This is a genomic window from Cohnella yongneupensis, assembly GCF_042655785.1.
GTDB classification, from domain to species: Bacteria; Bacillota; Bacilli; order Paenibacillales; family Paenibacillaceae; genus Cohnella; species Cohnella yongneupensis.
In genome coordinates, this window is sequence record NZ_JBHSNC010000043.1 from 54,603 (window position 1) to 73,689 (window position 19,087).

The 19,087-nt window shown below is 55.1% G+C and carries 10 protein-coding genes; 8 read left to right on the top strand and 2 right to left on the bottom strand.

Annotated elements, in window-relative coordinates; genetic code table 11:
* Positions 1-11 precede the first annotated feature (11 nt).
* The gene (locus ACFPQ4_RS14090; RefSeq protein ID WP_378112509.1) at positions 12-2,663 is read left to right on the top strand and encodes a glycosyl hydrolase family 95 catalytic domain-containing protein; all 2,652 of its coding nucleotides are present in this window, start codon (positions 12-14) and stop codon (positions 2,661-2,663) included.
* 138 nt (positions 2,664-2,801) lie between these two features.
* A complete protein-coding gene (locus tag ACFPQ4_RS14095; protein ID WP_378112510.1) occupies positions 2,802-4,862 on the top strand; it encodes a methyl-accepting chemotaxis protein in 2,061 nt (686 codons plus the stop codon).
* A 788-nt stretch (positions 4,863-5,650) separates the two neighbouring features.
* On the opposite strand, the gene ACFPQ4_RS14100 is transcribed toward ACFPQ4_RS14095, so the two are convergent.
* Both ACFPQ4_RS14100 and ACFPQ4_RS14105 read right to left on the bottom strand, forming a co-directional pair.
* On the bottom strand, positions 5,651-8,296 hold the full coding sequence (locus tag ACFPQ4_RS14100; RefSeq protein ID WP_378112511.1) for a glycoside hydrolase family 3 N-terminal domain-containing protein: 2,646 nt from the start codon (positions 8,294-8,296) through the stop codon (positions 5,651-5,653).
* Positions 8,297-8,396: 100 nt separating this feature from the next.
* Positions 8,397-9,248 carry a helix-turn-helix domain-containing protein gene (locus ACFPQ4_RS14105; RefSeq protein ID WP_378112512.1) on the bottom strand — a complete coding sequence of 284 codons (852 nt, stop codon included), beginning with the start codon at positions 9,246-9,248 and terminating at the stop codon, positions 8,397-8,399.
* A 279-nt stretch (positions 9,249-9,527) separates the two neighbouring features.
* Here ACFPQ4_RS14105 and ACFPQ4_RS14110 point away from each other — a divergent pair, with 279 nt between their 5' ends.
* The 6 genes from ACFPQ4_RS14110 (at position 9,528) to ACFPQ4_RS14135 (ending at position 19,072) form a co-directional block, all read left to right on the top strand.
* Positions 9,528-10,931: an extracellular solute-binding protein gene (locus tag ACFPQ4_RS14110; RefSeq protein WP_378112513.1), complete on the top strand. Its 1,404-nt coding sequence runs from the start codon at positions 9,528-9,530 to the stop codon at positions 10,929-10,931.
* Positions 10,932-11,113: 182 nt separating this feature from the next.
* Positions 11,114-12,244 carry an ABC transporter ATP-binding protein gene (locus ACFPQ4_RS14115; protein WP_378112514.1) on the top strand — a complete coding sequence of 377 codons (1,131 nt, stop codon included), beginning with the start codon at positions 11,114-11,116 and terminating at the stop codon, positions 12,242-12,244.
* Positions 12,241-15,183: an extracellular solute-binding protein gene (locus ACFPQ4_RS14120; RefSeq protein ID WP_378112515.1), complete on the top strand. Its 2,943-nt coding sequence runs from the start codon at positions 12,241-12,243 to the stop codon at positions 15,181-15,183. The genes ACFPQ4_RS14115 and ACFPQ4_RS14120 overlap by 4 nt, the downstream gene beginning before the upstream one ends.
* On the top strand, positions 15,180-16,154 hold the full coding sequence (locus ACFPQ4_RS14125; protein WP_378112516.1) for a carbohydrate ABC transporter permease: 975 nt from the start codon (positions 15,180-15,182) through the stop codon (positions 16,152-16,154). Before ACFPQ4_RS14120 ends, ACFPQ4_RS14125 begins: the two co-directional genes overlap by 4 nt.
* Before the next feature lie 4 nt (positions 16,155-16,158).
* Entirely contained in the window at positions 16,159-17,028 is an 870-nt protein-coding gene (locus tag ACFPQ4_RS14130; protein WP_378112517.1) for a carbohydrate ABC transporter permease, read from the top strand.
* 28 nt (positions 17,029-17,056) lie between these two features.
* Positions 17,057-19,072, top strand: coding sequence for a YIP1 family protein (locus ACFPQ4_RS14135; protein WP_378112518.1), 2,016 nt, complete (start codon positions 17,057-17,059; stop codon positions 19,070-19,072).
* Positions 19,073-19,087: the final 15 nt, after the last annotated feature.

The following is a 19,087-nucleotide window of genomic DNA, read 5'->3' on the forward strand; positions in this document are numbered from 1 at the left end:
GAGAGACCCTCATGATGAAGAGATTCATCGCCGTAACGATCTTCGTCGCCGCAATCGTCGTCATGATCGGTTGCGATAAGAAGGTAGTAGATCCTCCCGTCGTCGCGACCGAGTCTCATTCGTTCGATGAACGGACAGGAGTTATATCGGTCGATTACGCCGGCTACTTGGCCAAGCACGACATCGTATACAACAGTCCGAACCAAGAGCCGAGCGAAGGGCTGCCGGTCGGAACGGGCAAGGTTGGCGCGATGATCTGGCAAGAACGCGGACTGAAAATGCAAGTCACGAACGTAGACGGTTCGCCACATACGCAATTGTCCTCGGGCACCGTCCAGTTATTCACGGAGCCTGGGCTAGATTCGGAGTACGAGACGTTCCAGCAACGCTTGAACTTATACGACGGCATAGTCACTACGCAATATGGAAGCGATCGGATCGTTACGGTATTCGGAGACGCGAGCTCCGAGTTGCTCGGCATACATGTCGAAGACGAGCGGACGAACGTCGAGAGCATCGCGCTAGAGATCGGCATTTGGGATACTAGCGAGCTTGCGAACGATGGGTGGAATCGGGATTTACCCGACGTGGACAGCTGGAAAAAAGCAAGCACGATCGTTAGTCCGGAGATGATCGCCATCAGTCGGGGGCAGTCGGACCCGGACCATTTCGGTTACACGCTGGCCGCGTCCGTCGACGGCGCGGAGTATGAGGCGGAGAAAGTGAGCGCCTCCAAGCTGAGGCTCCATATAAAGCCGACGCACAGCTATACGATCTGGATCGCCAATCCGGCACGGCAAAACGCTAAGAGCTACGATTCCGCCGCCGCGGCTTCCGGACTGATCGCCGAAGCGAAGAAGTCCGGCTATGCGTCGGTTCTCGATCGGAGCAAAGCGTGGTGGCACGCTTATTGGTCAAGCTCGTTCGTGCAGTACTCGAACAAGATGGAGGACGCCGATTATTTAGAAAACGTGTATTACGTGTCGCAATATTTGCTCGCGGGAGCTTCCCAAGGGAAATTCCCTTACCAGTTCATGTCCGGCGCGTACCGTTATAACGGGGATCAAAGCAAATGGGGCTGGGGTTATTGGAACTTCAATACGCGCGCGGTGTACGACTCGGCGCTTGCGTCGAACCATGTCGGGCTGCTGGAGCCGTATTTTAACATGTATCGCAACGCGCTTGACCGGATCATGCTGGATACGAAGCTCTATTACGGCATCGATGGCGCCAAAGTGCCGGAGACGATGAAGTGGGACGGGAGCGGCAACAACAAGGGCGGGGACTATACGGAAAAGGTTTATACGGCCGGCGCGGACGTCGCGGTCCGCATGTACGCGCGATATCGTTATACGAATGACCGCGATTTTCTGGCTCAAGTCGCTTACCCCTTCATGAAGGAAGTCGCGAAGTTTTACCAAGGGATGCTGACTTTCGACGGGACGCAGTACGTGATGGTTTCCTCGAACGCTCGCGAAAATTTCTGGAACGTGAAAAACGCGTTGTCGGACCTTGCCGCCGTTAGAGCACTGTTCCCGATGGCGATCGAGGCTAGCGAATTATTGGGCGATGATGCCGCGCTGCGCGGAGAATGGCAGAACATCCTCGACCGATTGGCGCCGTTGCCGAAGACGGCGGACGGAGCGGGAGAGAAGTACGTAGCCTGCGATTGCGCGGGAGTGACCAGTCATAACATCGAGAATCCGGAGCTGGAAAACGTGTATTACGGCTTGACCGGCATCGGGTATCCCGATCAGCAGACGGCGATCAATACGTTCAACGCCAAGCAGAACGGACTCACGATCTGGTCGCAGGAGGCAGTAAACGCGGCGAGACTCGGACTCGGGGATTCGGCGTTCGATTATATGAAAAAGATGCAAATGCGCAATCAGCCGCACGTGAACGGGATGTCCGACGACGGCAACGGCATATTCGAGTCGAACGGGTTGCTTATGACGGCGATCAACGAATCGCTTATGCAGAGCTATGACGGGGTTATTCGCGTCTTTCCGGCGCTTCCGTCCGACGGGACGTTCACGGCGAAGTTCACGTTGCTCGCCAGCGGCGGATTCGTTGTCAGCTCCGAGCGGGAAGCGGAAGAGATCAAGTACGTCGGGTTGAAAAGCCTGTACGGTCACCGGGCTACCCTAGCGAATCCGTGGCCGAACGAGCAGGCGCAAGTTAGGAGGTCGTCGGACGGGGAAATCGTGCTGACGGAGTCCGGAGAGCGTATCTCATTCGATACGGCGGCAGGCGAAGTTTACGTCATCGAGCGTACGGCGAAGCCTTTAGCGGGATATGCGTTCAAGGAGTTGACCGGCAGCGCGAACGAACGCATGAAGTCGTTCCCGGCGAACGGCGGCACCATCACTAGAACGCTCGGCAAAGCGGGCACGGCTTCGATTACCGTATACACCGACCCGGAATACGGGGGAGATAGCGCCTTGTTGTCGCCAGGCGGGTACACACAGGAGAAGCTCGAGGCGGCAGGCATTCCGGGCGGCAGCATTGCCTCGATCAAAGTGCCGAAAGGTATTAAGGTCGTTGTTTATTCCGCGGACAGCTACGGCGGAAGCTCGGAAGCGATAGCGGAGAACGATCCGGACTTGACGGATACATTCGATCAAGGAACGATCGTATCGCTCATAATCGTGGGAGAATGACGGCAATGCTCGCGCGGATTCGATAATTCAGTAATTTTTTCGACGAAATTCAATAGGAAATTCTCTACTTCGGACGAAAGATTATCCCTACTATTGTAGGTAAGCTCAGGCTAATCGAATCGGGGAGAGGACTTGCGGATGAGAAGAAGGTCATGGCTAACGAACGCGCACGATATAGGAAACCATCGATTCATCAGGGTTGGCAAGATCCAGACTAGGTTAACGTTAATCTTCATCCTGTTGCTCGTAGGCGCCATCGCGGCGATCGGCATTACGTCCAACCTGAAAGCGTCAGGCGCGATCCATTCCAAGGCCGAGCTCTATTCCCAGCAAGTTATGAATCAGATTAGTCAAAATATAAACCTTAGTCTCGACTCGATACGCGGCATCATGGACGATATGATCGCCTCGGAGTCCATCCAGGTTGGCTTATCGGGATACGATGCCGCCGCGGCATCGGACAGAAGCGCGATCGAGGCCGAGATTAAGAAGCTATTTTCGCGCAAGCAGTCGCTCATGCCTTATATGACTAGCGTCAGCATCGCGACCAAGGATGGGACGAGCTTCGGCAACTCCGCGAATTATTTGAATCAGCAACAATACGGGAGCATCGTTCAAGCCTCGCTCGGCACGCCGGGTGTCCACTATTCGCTCATAGATAGCGAGAGCGGCGAGACGTCGATCTCCATCGACAAGACGATCAAATCCGCGGAATCCGGGCAAGTGTGGGGCGTGCTCGTCCTTACCATTAAAGGCAATCACCTGGCGGAAACTTACCGGAACGTCGATCTGGGCAATCACGCGGATATCGTCATCATGGACAAGCAGGGCGCCGTCGTCTATAGCCAGAACGATGAACGGTTCCATCCCCGCGCCTCGCTCGGCGATGCCGCCTTTATCGAGCGCGCGACAAGCGGCGATGCGGGAACGTTCTCGCACAAATTCGAAGGGACGGGTTCTTTGATCGCATACTCGCCGATCCCGGGCACCCCGTGGGCGATCGCTTCGATTATTCCGAACACGTTCCTCCAGCAGGAAATCAGCGAGTTGAATTGGACGACGCTAGCGATCGGACTCCTATGCTTGCTCTTGTCCGCGGCTGCGGCATACGTAATCTCGCTAAGTATTTCCGTACCTTCCAAACGCATCGTCGCGGTCATGGCCGAGGCCAAAGCGGGTAATTTCAGCGTCGAAGCATCGGATGGAGGCAAAGACGAGATCGGCATGATCGCCGGTAACTTCAACGAAATGCTTAGTCATGTTCGCGTCTTGCTGCGGCAAGTCGATCAAGCTTCTCGTGACTTGGCGGCTCGTTCGACTTTAGTCGAGTCCTCGGCGGAGCAATCCAGACAGACGGCTGCCCAGTACGTGGTCGTAAGCGGGCAGATCGCGGCCGGCGCGGCTTCGCAAGCGGCGGATGCCGGCGAGAGCGCGCGTTATATGGATCGGCTATCGGACAAGATTAATGCGGCGAGCGAGGATATCGGAATCGTCACCGGCACGGTAGCCAATACGAGAGCCATGAGCGAGAAGGCCGGCCACGCCGTCCTTATGCTGCATGAAAGAGCGCAGCATGCGAACGAAGCGATGAGGAACGTAATCGCGGATACGACGGAATTGAACGGCAGCATGAAGCAAGTAACTTCGATCGTCGGCGTCATCATGGATATCGCGCAGAGCACGCACGTGTTATCGATTAACGCGGCGATCGAAGCCGCAAGGGCAGGAGCCGCGGGCAAAGGATTCGCGGTCGTAGCGGAAGAGGTAAGGCGATTGGCGGAGCAGGTGAAGGAGGCATCCTTGTCGGTAGGCGGAATCGTTCGGGAAGTCGGCGGCAGAGCCGACCGTATGGCCAAGATGGCCGACGATGCCGCATTCGCCTTGAAGGAGCAGCAGGAGGCGGTTTCGAATACCGATCGAACGTTCCAGGATATCTCGGGCAACATGGATCAGATCGCCAGCAACATGGAACGAGTCAGCGATTCGGTACAAGAAGTCGTAGCGGAAAAAGAGAAGACGGTCGCGCTAATCCGGACGATATCCGGCGTGGCGGAAGATACCGCGTCGAAGATGGAAGAGACGTACGCCAGCACGGAAGAGCAGTCCGCGAATGCCGAGGAGCTGTCGGCGCTCGCCAGATCGCTCAATCAGACGGCGGGTCAGTTGTCGGAGGCGATAGCGAGGTTCAAGATCGGGTGATGTAAGGGGGGCGTAGTTCGACTAGCTCGAACTGTAACGCGTCGCACACCCGAAAACGCGCATGTAGTTTGACTAACCCAAAAACTGTAACGCGGAGGCGTCGAGTTATTGAGTGGATATGAGCTCAAAGGCACGAATTAGCTCGACAATATCGGGTTACTCAAGAGAAATGGGCTAGACGGCACGCAATAGCACGACGACATCGAGTTACTGAAGCGAAATGGGCTGGGTGGCACGCAATAGCACGACGACATCGAGTTACTGAAGCGAATTGGGCTGGGTGGCACGAATTAGCACGACGACATCGAGTTACTGAGCGGAAATGAGCTCTAAGGCACGAATTAACGCGACGATATCGAGTTATTGAAGCGAATTGGGCCTTGTGGCACGCAATAGCACGACGACATCGAGTTACTGAGCGAAAATGAGCTCGAAGGCACGAATTAGCTCGACAATATCGGGTTACTGAAGAGAAATGGGCTAGACGGCACGCAATAGCACGACAACATCGAGTTACTGAGCGAATTGGGCTTTAGTGGCACGCAATAGCACGACGACATCGAGTTATTGAAGCGAATTGGGCTAGACGGCACGCAATAGCACGACGACATCGAGTTACTAAGTGGATATGAGCTCAAAGGCACGCATTAGCGCGACGATTTCGGGTTACTGAGGAGAAACGGTCTAGGGGCATTAAGTTACGCGCAACAACAAAGGGACGAAGCTGCTGCTTCGTCCCTTACCTTTACCCTCATTGGAGGACTCATCACACTTTAATCGACAGCATCCTACGCTTTCACGACCTCGAAAGAGGTGTTGACGGCGATTCGGTCTGAGCTCGGACCGATCAGCACTTCGAACGCGCCGGGCTCGACGATCCAAGTCAATTCCTTTGTCAGTAGCCGCAGGTCCTTGGCGTCCAAAGTGAAGCTTAGCGTGGCGGTCTCCCGCGGCTGCAGATGAATCCGCTTGAACCGCTTCAGCTCCTTATCCGGCTTCGCGATCGAGCTGACGACGTCGCTCACGTACAACTGCACGACCTCGTCGCCGGCGCGGTCGCCGGTGTTCGTCACGTCTACCGTAACGGTCACAGAGCCTGCGGGCACGATCCGTTCGGCGCTAAGTCGCAAGTTGCTATAGCCGAAAGTCGTGTAGCTGAGCCCGTGGCCGAACGCGTAGAGCGGTCGGTTGTCGCCTTCCACGTAGTGGCGGGAGCCGCCCCGGCGGCGGTTGTAATAGACCGGAATTTGCCCAATCGTGCGCGGGAACGAGATCGGAAGCCGGCCGGCCGGATTGTACTCGCCGAACAAAATTTCCGCGATCGCGTGACCGCCGCTCTCCCCCGGGTACCAAGCTTCAAGAATCGCCGGAATATGATCCGCTTCCCAGCCCATCGTAATCGGCCTTCCGTTCTGAAGGATGAGTACGACGGGAGTTCCCGTCTCGTAGACGGCTTTCAGCAGCTTCAACTGCCCGCCGGGCAAGTCAAGGTTCGAGCGGTCTACGCCTTCGCCGCACGTCCGTCGAGAGTCGCCGAGCGCGACGATAGCGACGTCGGATTGGCGCGCGATCGCCACGGCTTCCTGTATGCCCTCGGGGTCATGGCTCCAGCCGAGCATCGCCGACACGCCGTTCGTATCTTTGCAATATTCGATGCGTAAATCGTATTCGCAACCGGCTTTAAGCTCCATGGGTACGCTGGCCGTCGCCGAACGATCCCTGCCCCAACCGTCCACGATCAGCTTGCCGTCCAGCCACAGCCTCATGCTGTCCTGGCTCACCGTCCCGACGAAGCCGGATACGCTATGCTTCGGCACGAGCTTTCCCGTCCAGCGGACGGAATAGTTGAACGGCTCGAACGCAGGGTGCGGCTTCGTGATGACCCAGTTGAAGTTGATTCCCGCGTCTATTCTCGACAGCGCCGGAGCGCCATCGAACGAAGAGTTCGCGAAATACTCGCCCAGCAGGCCGGTATTGCCGCGGCCGTCCGTCAAGCAATCTGCCGGAATCGGCTCAAGCTCATCCTCCAGGATGCCGGTGCCCTTAGCGAACAGGATCGTCGTCTGCGGTGAGACGATCTCGCTGACGCCTTGCAAAATCGTGATCGGATCGAAGCCTTCCACGTGCGGCGAATAGTCGCCGAGTCTGGCGACGTCCGCGCTCGGGCCGATAACGGCGATGCGCGCGACGTGCTTGCTCAGCGGCAGCAGATTGCTCTCGTTCTTGAGCAGGACGATGCCTTCCCTTGCCGCCTGCAGCGCGGCCGCGGTGTGCTTCTCGCTTCGGACGACGCTTTTATATAAATCCGGATCCGCGTAAGGCCGCTCGAACAACCCTAGCATGAACTTCACCTTCAACACGCGGCTTACGGCAGCATCTACGGTAGCCATGGCGATCTCGCCGCTCTCCACCATCCCGACGATGGCGTTCTGGTACGTCTCGTGAGGGAAGTCGTAATATTGCATATCGGTTCCGGCTTCGAGCGCTTGACGAATCGCTTCTTTGTCGGTATCCGCCGTGCGATGGGCGTGTTTAAGCCGCGCGATCGCGCCCAGATCCGAGCGCACGAAACCCGGCATATCCCATTGTCCGCGCAATGTGTCGGTAAGCAGGGCGGCGTCCGAAGCGCAAGGCACGCCGTCGATGGAGTTATACGAACACATCGCGTTCACCGCGCCTCCTTCGATGAAGGCTGCCTCGAATACCGGCATATAATACGTCTCGATCTCGTTCATGCCGATCGAGCTGGCGGAATGGTTCAAGCCGCTCTCGGGAATGCCGTGCACTGCGAAATGCTTCGGCTCGGCGATAATGCTATCGTTCGATGCCAAGCTATCGCCCTGCAGCCCGCGAACCATCGCGACGCCCATCCGGCTGGCCAAGTACGTATCTTCGCCGAACGTCTCCTCGACGCGTCCCCAACGAGGCTCGCGGGCGAGATCGAGCACCGGACCGAACGATTCGTGGATACCGAAGCTTCGCGTCTCGGCGGCGATGCCGCGGCCAATTTCTTTTACGATGTCGGTGTTGAACGTCGAGGCCATCGTAATCATGTGCGGATAGATCGTGCAGCCGGGACGAAGCAAGCCGTGCAGCGCTTCCTCGCTGAACAGAATCGGAATGCCGAGCCGCGTCTGTTCGACCGCGTAGCGTTGCAGTTGATTGTTTACTTTTGTCGTGCCATATAGGTCATGAATACATCCGACGCCGTCTTCGCCGATGATCTCCAGCACTTTCTCCCATAAGATCTTAGCGTCCTTGCCCATGACCGTATCCATATGCGGATGAGAGCTGCTTACGAACGAAGTACCGAAATATTGGTCAAGCTGACGCACTTTTTCCTTAAGCGTCATAAGAGAGAGCAGGTCGGCCACCCGTTCTTCCACTGGAGCGCGGGGATTCCGATAAACCGTCTCTTTTTGCGATTGGATCATCAATGTACCTCCCGATACGCACGCTGGTTGCGCTTGCATTAGCTTAAATATAAAGAAAAACCCCAGACAATTCTTGTCAGGGGTTGAGAATGAGTAGTCATTATTTGCTGTGTTTGCTCCGGAACCTCGTTGGCGGCTCTCCGTTCACGCGCTTAAATACCCGGTTGAACGTCTCGATGCTGTTGAATCCGGCTTGATAAGCGATCTCCGTGACGGAATGCTCATCGCCCGCCAGCAGCTGCATGGCGATGTTTGCCCGGAACGTATTGACGTAATCCACGAAGCTGCTGCCGGTCGCCTCCTTGAAGAAGCGAGAAAAGTAAGTCGGACTGAAGCCCGCGATATCGGCCGCGCGTTGCAACGGAATATCGCTCGCGTACTCGCGCTCGATATGCTTGAGCACTTTGTCCAACCGATCCAGTTGCTCGAGCCGCTTCGTTCTTTCTTGAAGGGGGACGGCCTCGAGCGGCAAATCGCGGACGATCGTGGCGGCCAGATCGTTCATTCTCGCTTTAATGGCCAACTCATGGCCGACCGTGCCAGCCTCCCATTCTCCGAGAATGGCCTGAATCGTCTGCTCAAGCTTGCGAGATACATCGCCTAACTCGCCGGTCTTGTCGCGTGCCCTAAGCAAAGGATGCGCGAACTTATGACCGAACACGTGGTCAGCGTACTCGTCGAATACCGATTTTCCGAGCTGAAGTATGATTTTATGGCAGCCTAGCGGGTTTGGGTAATAGTAGTGCAGCTCACAGGAGCTGATGAACAATAGGTCGCCTGGATGCAGGGAGTAAATCTCCTTATTAATGCCGATCTGCATGTTTCCGCCCAGGACGTAAACGATCTCGATCTCCTGGTGCCAGTGCGTGGGAAATCCGTTTTCTTCGTCGCTGACGATAATTTTGAGCGGTTGATTCGTTTTTAACGCGATTTTCTCATGCCAGGGGTTCATAGGCTCTACTCCCGCTTGGGCAGACGTTTAGCGTAAGTGTAGCGCATTCCGCGGGAACCAACAAGGGATAAGGGCGCTAGAAAGAGAAGTAGACAATAGAGGATGGCTTGTAGATAATAGGGGGTACAAACGACCCGTCGGAAGGAAGCGATTACGATAGGAACGATTAGGCTCGGACGTTATGCGCTACTGTTGTTGCTCTTAATCGGATGCTCCCTGCTTGCCTCTTGTGATTCCGGAAACGGTACGGAGAAGTCAGGCGAGACGCCCTCATATACGTTGCCCGAGGAGGAAGCGACGCTTACCTTTTATTTTCTCGGCGACAAAAAGTCCGCAACGGACGAAGTTTGGGCGCGAATCAGCGACTATGTGAAAGCCAAAGGGCTTAACGTGCGGTTCTCTATCAAGTTCATTCCGGTGAACGACTTTAAGAAAGAAATGCTGGTCCTGGCCGCCAGCGGAAGCAAGTGGGACATGAACTTCGACACGGAATGGCAGTCCTATCGGGAGATGGCGTCTAACGGGGCATATATGCCACTGAACGAGCTGTTGCCGACCTACGCGCCTCATCTATATGCCAAGTATAAAGATTTAAACGTGATTCGGGCGGCGGAAGTGAACGGTCAAATTATCGGACTGCCGTGGACGATCAAGATGAACCAGCGCAACTATGCGCAGTGGCGCTCGGATCTGGCGAAGCAGGCCGACATTAATCCTGAACCGAATTCGATTCGGACGATCGAGGATCTCGACGCCTTCCTTCACGAGCTGAAGAAGGCGTATCCGAACGCGAAGCTGACAAGGTCGCTCCCGAGAGATGTCTATATGCTACGCGACGAATGGGTAGATATCGGCTTCCATGGCATAGGGTTCTATTTGAACGACCCGAAAGTCACGCTCAAGCCTGTCGAGCAGCAACCTTTCTATATGGAGTCGGCGATCATGGCTAGAAAATGGTATGCGGACGGCATTTTGAATAAGGACACCGGTCTGGATTCCGAGGATGGAGCTTCGCTATGGAAACGCGGGAACATGGTGTTCACGCTGGCTTCCCACGAATGGGTGAACGCGAACCAAGGGTTCATCGATCCGTCGTTCGAGCAGGAAAGCTCGTTACTCTATCCGGACAAAAAGACGGTCAATCGCAGCCCTCTCGCGAACGTTATCGCGATCAATCGCAACTCCGAACATCCGGACCGCGTGCTAAGATTCCTTGACATGCTGGAGACGGACCGAGTTCTGTACGATTTGGTTCAATACGGTATCGAGGGTAAGACATACGTGCTGCGCGAAGACGGCTCCGTGGATTATCCGCAAGGCATGAGCACGCCTACGAGCAACTATATGGAGTGGGGCGGGCAATGGGGACTGTGGCGGTTGCAGTTCATGCGACCGAGTCCGACTTACAATGAAGGCTTCTGGGATCGGGAGAGCGATTTCGCGCTTGAACCGCGCAACGTGGATTCGCCGATCGCGGGCTTGTTCATAGCCGAAGACAAGATCAGAAGCGAGCTTCTCGCGCGCGACGAGCTGATCGAACAATACGGAGGACCGCTCGAACTCGGCACGGCGCCGAACACCGCTCAGGCGGTTCAAGAGTACGTCGCGATGCAGGATAACGACGCGTTGAAGCGTATTTTGGCGGAAGCCCAAAGTCAGGTCGACGCGTTTTTGAAGCCGTAGAATTTAATATAACAACACCAGAAAAACCGCCCGTTTTGGGCGGTTTTTCCTTTTATTTCGCGCCTTGTCGAAGAGGCTAATTTTAGACTGTAAAAGCCAACTTTCACTCCTACTTGCTCCAAAGGCATTGCGGTAACATGAATGCAAGCTGGCAGAACAGATATTACGAGAGGTGAGTATGGGTGGGAAGCATTACATTCAACCACGTGTTCAAACACTACAAAGGAGAAGCGCGCCCGGCCGTTAACGATTTCCACCTGACGATCGAAGATGGTGAGTTTCTCGTGCTGGTCGGTCCGTCAGGTTGCGGCAAATCGACGACGTTGCGCATGCTAGCCGGACTGGAAGAGATCACGAGCGGAGATTTGTACCTTGACGGCAAGTTCATCAACTACACGTCGCCGAAAGACCGAGATATCGCGATGGTATTCCAAAACTACGCGTTATATCCGAATCTGACGGTTTATGAAAATATCGCGCTAGGCCTGAAGTTGCGTAAAACGCCGAAGTTCGATATCGAGCTGAGGGTCAACCGCGTCGCGCGCATTCTCGAAATCGCGCATCTGCTGGACCGGAAGCCGAACCAACTGTCCGGCGGTCAGAAGCAGCGCGTGGCGCTAGGTCGGGCGATCGCCCGGGAACCGCAAGTGTTCCTGATGGACGAACCGCTTTCCAACTTGGACGCGAAGCTAAGAGCGCAAACCCGCGCGGAGCTCATTAAAATTCAGAACGACCTGAAGCGTACGACCGTCTACGTCACCCACGACCAAGTCGAGGCGATGACGATGGGTACGCGTATCGTCGTTATGAAGGACGGCGTCATCCAGCAAGTCGCGCCGCCGAAGAAGCTGTACGACGAGCCGGCGAATCTGTTCGTTGCCGGATTCATCGGTTCACCGCAAATGAACTTCATTCCCGGCAACGTGACGCTCGAAGAAGGTAGATATTACTTCAACAACAAGCGGATGAAATTGCTCATTCCGCGCAAATACGACCAGCAACTGAATCAATTGAACAAAACGTTGCGCAACGTAGTGTTCGGCGTCAGACCGGAGCATGTCATCATGCAACCGCACATGCCTGCGGAACAAGACGACATCTTCATGCAGGGAGAAGTTCAATTCTCCGAAGTGACCGGGGCGGATAGTTACGTCTATGCGACGGTGGGCGATTACAAGATCATCACCAGAGTCGACCCGAGCATTTCCTATGTCAGCGAGGATAAACCCGCAATCGCTTTCAATATGGATAAGGTTCATTTCTTCGACGAGAATACGGGCTTATCGCTCGCGGTCGGAGGAGATGAAGGATGAGGAAGCAGAAGTGGACTCGCATCGCCATACGGCTCGCCTTGATCATCGTCGTTATCTTCGGCGGGTATCGTTGGGCTTACGGCGGGGAACCGGTCACTTACGCCTCTACCCTTACCGCTGCGGACATGCTCGCGTACAAGGAGACCGACGCCATACTGCCATACGCGAAGTTAATGGCGGACAACGCTGCGTCGGGAACGGCTACCGACGGCGAGCCGATCGCGTTGAACGCGGTCGACTACACCGGTGCAGATCCGGCGGCTAAGCTAGCGAAGGCGAACGACGCGGACGGCGCTTCGCTGACGTGGAGCAACGATCTCGGCTGGGTCGAATGGAGCTTCGACGCACCGAGCGCGGGATGGTATGAGCTGTATCTCGACTATAAGCCGATGGAAGGCGGTAACGGCCCCGTTACCCGCGGCATTCAGATCGATGGTAAGTATCCATTCCTAGAATCGCAAGGCGTCGAATTCGAGCGTCATTGGAAAGACGCCAAATATCCTTACGAGCGTAATGAAATCGGACAGCAGATCCGCCCGCAACAAACAGAGATCGTAGGGTGGACGGTTAAGCCGGTGAACGATTTCAGCGTATCGTCCGAACCGCTCTTGTATCGACTTGAGCCAGGCAAGCACACGGTGCGGCTGATCGGCATCAAGGAATCGGTGGACATTCGTTCGTTGACGTTCAAGCCGAAAGCCAAGCTGCAAACTTACGCCGAATACCAAGCGGCGCATCCGGCGTTCGTGCAGAAGCCGAATTGGTATGCCTCCGTAGAGGCGGAAAATTTCCAACAGAAATCAAGCCTATTGATTCAGACGGACCATTGGTCGGAGCCGTACGTATCTCCGCAACCTAAGGGCCGCATTACGTACAACGTGCTCGGAGGCGGCAGATGGCGCAATCCGGGCGAATGGGTCGAATGGAAACTTAGCGTTCCCGAAGACGGTTGGTACGAGATCGATCTGAAGGATTACCAGAATTACCGCAACGGCTTTAAGGCGTACCGCACGATCGAGCTTGACGGCGCGGTGCCTTTCCAGGAAATGCTGCATTATTCTTTGAAGTTCAATCGGGAGTTCACGATCGATTCGATTGGCGGCGACCAAGCTCAGCCATATCGGTTCTATCTAACGAAAGGCGATCACACGTTGCGCATGACGGCGGATTCCTCCGAGCTTCAGCCGATCACGCTCGCGCTTAGGGATATTTTGCAGCAGCTGGCCGATTACGACCGCCATGTGCGGTTATTGACGGGTAACTACAGCGTCAAGTCGTACGACGCGAACACGGACGCGCAAAGAACGTGGGATATGAAGAAGTACGATCCGCAAGTCGAGGCGACGCTGGACGGTTTCATTAAGCGGTTGTCGGACATTCGCGACTATATTAACGGCGTGAACGGCATCGACTCGGATCTTGCGGAAGGCATTCTTAATTCCATCGACATTCTGAAGAAGCTTCGATCCGACGTCGACGAAATCCCGAACAAACTGGACACCTTCTCGACGATCCAGAGCAACATCGGGACATGGATGACGACGCTCACGCAGCAACCGTTGCTGCTGGATTTCATTACGGTACGCACGCCGGGCACGGATCCGGGTTTCAAAGAGCCGACCGGAATATCCCGCGTCCCGTATGCGTTGAAAGATTTTGCCCGTTCCTTCTATATGGATTACGACGTGAAGAAGCATAACGACAAATCGCTCACGATTTGGGTGTCCCGCGGACGCGACTACGTCGATCTGCTGCGCGAGATGGTAGCCACGGACTTTACGCCGAAGACGGGCATCGAAGTCAACATCAGCTTGATGCCGAACCCGAACCAGCTCGTGCTCGGTAACGCGGCCGGCGAAGTGCCGGACGTCGCGCTCGGAATCGGCGAAGCGACGCCTGCCGATTACGCGATGCGGAACGCGGTTGAAGATTTGTCGAAGTACCCAGGCTTTGAAGACGTGTTCAACCGGTTCATTCCGGGAACGCGAAGAGCGATGGATTATAACGGCGGCGTTTACGGGCTGCCGGAAGTCCAGAACTTCCAGATGATGTTCTATCGCACGGATATCTTCGACAGCTTGAATCTGAAAGTGCCGGACACGTGGGACGACTTGTTCACGATATTGCCGACGCTGCAAGAGAACGGCATGACGATGAGCTATCCGAAGGCGGATTTCGCGACGATGTTCTTCCAAAGCGGCGCCGAGCTTTACTCGGCGGACGGCCTGAAGAGCACGCTCATGACGAACGAAGGAATGGCCGCGTTCAAGCGTTATACCGATTTGTACGCGAAGTTTAACTTGCCAATCGATATACCAGCGTTCTTCCAGCATTTCCGCGATGGCGATATTCCGATCGGAATCGCGGACTTCAACACTTACGTGCAGTTAACCGTCGCTGCTCCGGAGATTACGGGTCATTGGAAGATGGCTCCGCTCCCTGGAAACAAGCAAGCGGACGGTACAGTCGCCAGATGGTCTCCGCAAGGGATCTCGGCCGGCATGATCATGAAGAAGAGCGAACATAAGGACGACGCATGGGAATTCCTGAAATGGTGGACGTCCGACGAAGTGCAGTCGCAATACGCCAAAGACATCGAATCGTTCTACGGCCCCGAGTTCCGTTGGAACACGGCTAACGTCAATGCGATGAAGACGCTCCCTTGGACGAACGATGAGGCCGCTGCGCTGCGCGAGCAAGCTAGATGGGCGAAGAACATGCCGTACGTTCCGGGCTACTACTTCGTCTCGCGGGAAATGGATTTCGCTTGGAACAGAACCGTGTTCGACCGGATGCCTGCGCAAGAATCGCTAGAGAAAGCGCAAACTTCCATCCAGCGCGAGATGAACCGCAGGCAGACGGACTTCGGCATTACTGCTGACGACGACTTGCACATTCCGCAAATTACGCAACCTTACGAATGGGAGGAAACTCGATGACGAATACGGAGCTTTCTCCCGCATTGCCCAAGGTTGGACGCAAGTCCAACCTTGGCAAGAAGCTATTGCAATTTGTCCGAGAGATTAAGCGCGATACGTTCTGCTACCTGTTCCTCGCGCCGTTCTTAATCTGCTTCAGCATCTTCATCGTCGTTCCCGTCATCATGGCGGCGACGCTCGGCTTCACTTCTTATGACGGCTTCAGCTCGCTTAGATTCATCGGCTTCGACAACTATCTCATGTTGTTCACGCAGGATATCGTCTTTCTTACTAAGGCGCTGCCGAATACGTTCAAGTTCGCGCTCATCGTCGGACCCGGCGGATATGTGCTGGCATTCCTGTTCGCCTGGCTCATCCATCAGCTTCCGGTTCGCGTGCGCGACTACTACACGCTTGCGTTCTACGCTCCGTCGATGGCGGGCGCCGTTGCCTTATCGGTAGTATGGATCGCGGCGTTCAGCGGCGACCGCGTCGGGTATGTCAACAACTTCCTGCTTAAGATGGGATTAATAGACAACCCGATCATCTGGCTGCAAAATCCGGATTACCTCATGAAAGTCATGATTCTCGTCTCGCTATGGATTAGCTTCAGCGTCGGCTTCCTCGCCATGCTCGCCGGTCTGCAGACCGTAAACCGCGAGCTGTACGAAGCGGGTCGCATCGACGGCATCTCGAATCGCTTGCAAGAAGTGTTTTACATTACGCTTCCGTCAATGAAGCCGCAAATGCTGTTCAGCGCGGTCATGACGATCGTGACGACGCTTAAGGCGGGCAGTATCTCCACCCAATTGACGGGTTTGCCCGTAACGCCGCAATACGCGGGACATCTGGTCATCAACCATATCGACGATTACGCGTTCATCCGCTTCGAGCTCGGTTACGCCTCTGCGATATCCGTCATGCTGCTCATCGTCAGCTATTTCGCGATGAGGTTCGCCTATCGGTTGTTCGGATCGAAGGAGGAGCTATAGAACGATGATTGTGACACTCAAGCGTAAGCTTAGCCGACTATCGGCGTTCCAAGTCATATTGGTTACGTTGTTCACCGGACTCGCGGCCTTCATGGCGCTTCCGATCATCTTCATCTTCAACCATGCTTTCAAGCCGCAGAACGAGCTGTTCTTATTCCCGCCGCGGTTCTGGGTGCAAAATCCGTCCTGGCGCAACTTCGAACTGCTTTTCCTGCATGCGAACAACGCGACGGTGCCATTCACCCGGTATTTATTCAACAGCATTATCGTAGCCGGAATGACGGTGTTCACCGTCATCATTGTCAGTACGATGGCCGGTTACGTGCTCGCGAAATTCCGGTTTCATTTTAAAGGACTTATCCTATCGCTCATCACGCTGTCTCTGATGTTCGCACCCGAGACGGTAAGCATTCCGAGGTACTTGATCATCAGCGGTTTGCATATCAACGACACTTATTTCGGGCACATCTTGCCCGCGTTGGCTTCGCCTCTCGCCGTGTTCATGCTGATCGGCTTCATCTCCCAAATCCCTAACGAACTGTTGGAGGCGGCGAAGATCGACGGAGCGAGCCAGCTGGGCATATTCAGGAAAATCGTGTTGCCGCTATCGGTACCCGCGATCGCGACGATCTCGATCTTCACGTTCCAGGGCGTGTGGGGAGACGTGGAGACGTCGACCTTGTTCATGCAAGACGAGACGATGCGCACGCTCGCGTTCTATGTCAACACTTTGGTCACCGGCCTTCAGAACAACGTAGCCGGTCAGAACGTGGCGGCCGCGGCCGGACTCTTGATGTTCATCCCGAACTTGATCATCTTCCTGTTCTTCCAACGGCGCGTGCTCGAGACGATGGTCCATTCCGGAATCAAGTAATTCACTCCAGCAAAAGGAAGTCGGAACCATGAAGAGATTGCTTGCTTTCCTGCTTCTTGCAGCGGTAATTGGGTTGACCTTGCCGGGTACGGCTTCCGCAAGGCTCCCTTACCAAACCACTTATTTTGATAAGAACCAGTCTGTATGGATCAAAATTCAGGAGCTTTACAAGCCTAAAGCCGCATACGGGGGCATGTTCGGCGAGCCCGTCGACTTGACGGTCGGTTCCGACGACAAAGTGTACGTCGCCGACAAAGGCAACGACGCGATCTACGTGCTCGACAACGACGGCAACCTGATCAAGACGATCGGCGACGAGGAAGGCCCGGGATCTCTGAGTTCGCCGGAAGGCGTGTTCGTTACGCCGGAAGGCCAAATCTACGTCGCGGATTCCGGCAACCAGCGGATCGCGGTATTCGCTGCGGACGGCACGTTCGCAAGGGAATACAAGAAGCCTGAGACGGATCTCTTGGCGACGGAGCACTTCGTTCCGATCAAGTTAGTCGTCGACCGGCGCGGCGTTATGTACATCGATATGAACTCGTCTTACCAAGGGCTGGTCCGCATTAGCCCCGAAGGCGAATTCATGGGTTACTTCGGGGCGAACAAGGCGCCGCAGTCGCTGCTTAACTGGCTCAAGAAGCTGATTTTGAACAAACAACAACTCGCGAAGGAAGACGCCAACCTGCCGAGACCGATCGCTAACGTCTCCATAGACGACGACGGCTTCATCTACACGTCGACGGGCGGAGACTTCGGCAAAGCGGCGATCCGAAAGCTGAACGCCGGAGGCATCGACGGCTTCAAGGGTCGCGACTTCCAGCACAGCCAAGGAATCGTGGACGTGGCGATCGACTCGAACGGTTTTATGTACAACGTCGACCAGGACTTCGGGCGCGTCAATATTTTCGATCGGACGGGAGACGTGCTGTTCGCCTTCGGCTTCACCGACGTCGGTACGCAGCAGAAAGGCGTATTCGGCTTCCCGACTAGCGTCGGAATCGACTCGAAGAACAACATTTGGGTCGCGGACAGCGGCACGAAGACGGTGCACAAGTTCTATCGCACCGAATTCGGCAACGACGTCATGAATGCGCTCACGCTTTACTACGACGGCAAGTACGAAGAGAGCAAGCCTTACTGGGAACACGTATACTCCCGCAACGAGCTGTTTAACGGCACCTACGAAGGGCTCGGCAAAGTGTACCTCGAGGAGCAGAACAACGATAAAGCGCTCGACTTCATGAAGGAAGCGTTCGATACGAAAGGGTATTCGCAGGCGTTCTGGGAAATCCGGCTGGATTGGTTGCAAAACAACTTCCTCGGCTTGATCGGCGGTCTCGTCGCCCTCTATCTTCTCTTGCGATATATCCCGAGAGGCGTTCGCAAGCTGACGCAACGCAGGCCGGTGCCGGAAAAGTTAAATCGGCCGCTCGCAGAGCTGCGCAACTTCTTCTACGTCATGTTCCATCCGTACGAAGGGTTCTACCGCTTGAAGGAAGCGAGAGTCTCGCCGTGGATTATGGCGCTGCTGCTTGTCTCCGTCTTGATCATGAAAATCATGACGGTCTATTGGACCGGCTTCCTGTTCCACCCGGTTCTCCTGCAGTTCATCGACATCTACAGGGAGCTAGAGTTGTTCGTCCTCCCATGGGTTACTTGGATTATCGCCAACTATCTCGTATGCAGCATCAAAGACGGAGAAGGGAAGTTCAGGGAGGTCATTCAGGGCAGCACGTACGCGCTGGCGCCGTATTTGGTCTTCTCCGTGCCGATTTTGATCCTGTCCAACGTTCTGTCGCTGGACGAGAAAGTACTGATCGGCTCGCTAACGTCGCTTATGTACCTCTGGATGGCCGTTATGTTCTTCGTCATGACTCAAGTCATTCATAATTTCGAATTCGTGGAGACGATCAAAAACTCGCTCATCACCGTGTTCACGATCGCCACGATCTGGCTGTTCGGCTTCATTATTTTCGGATTATCTTACAACCTGTACGACTTTATCTATCAGCTTTACAAAGAGGTGAGTCTCTATCGTTAACTTCATCAAGCGCCT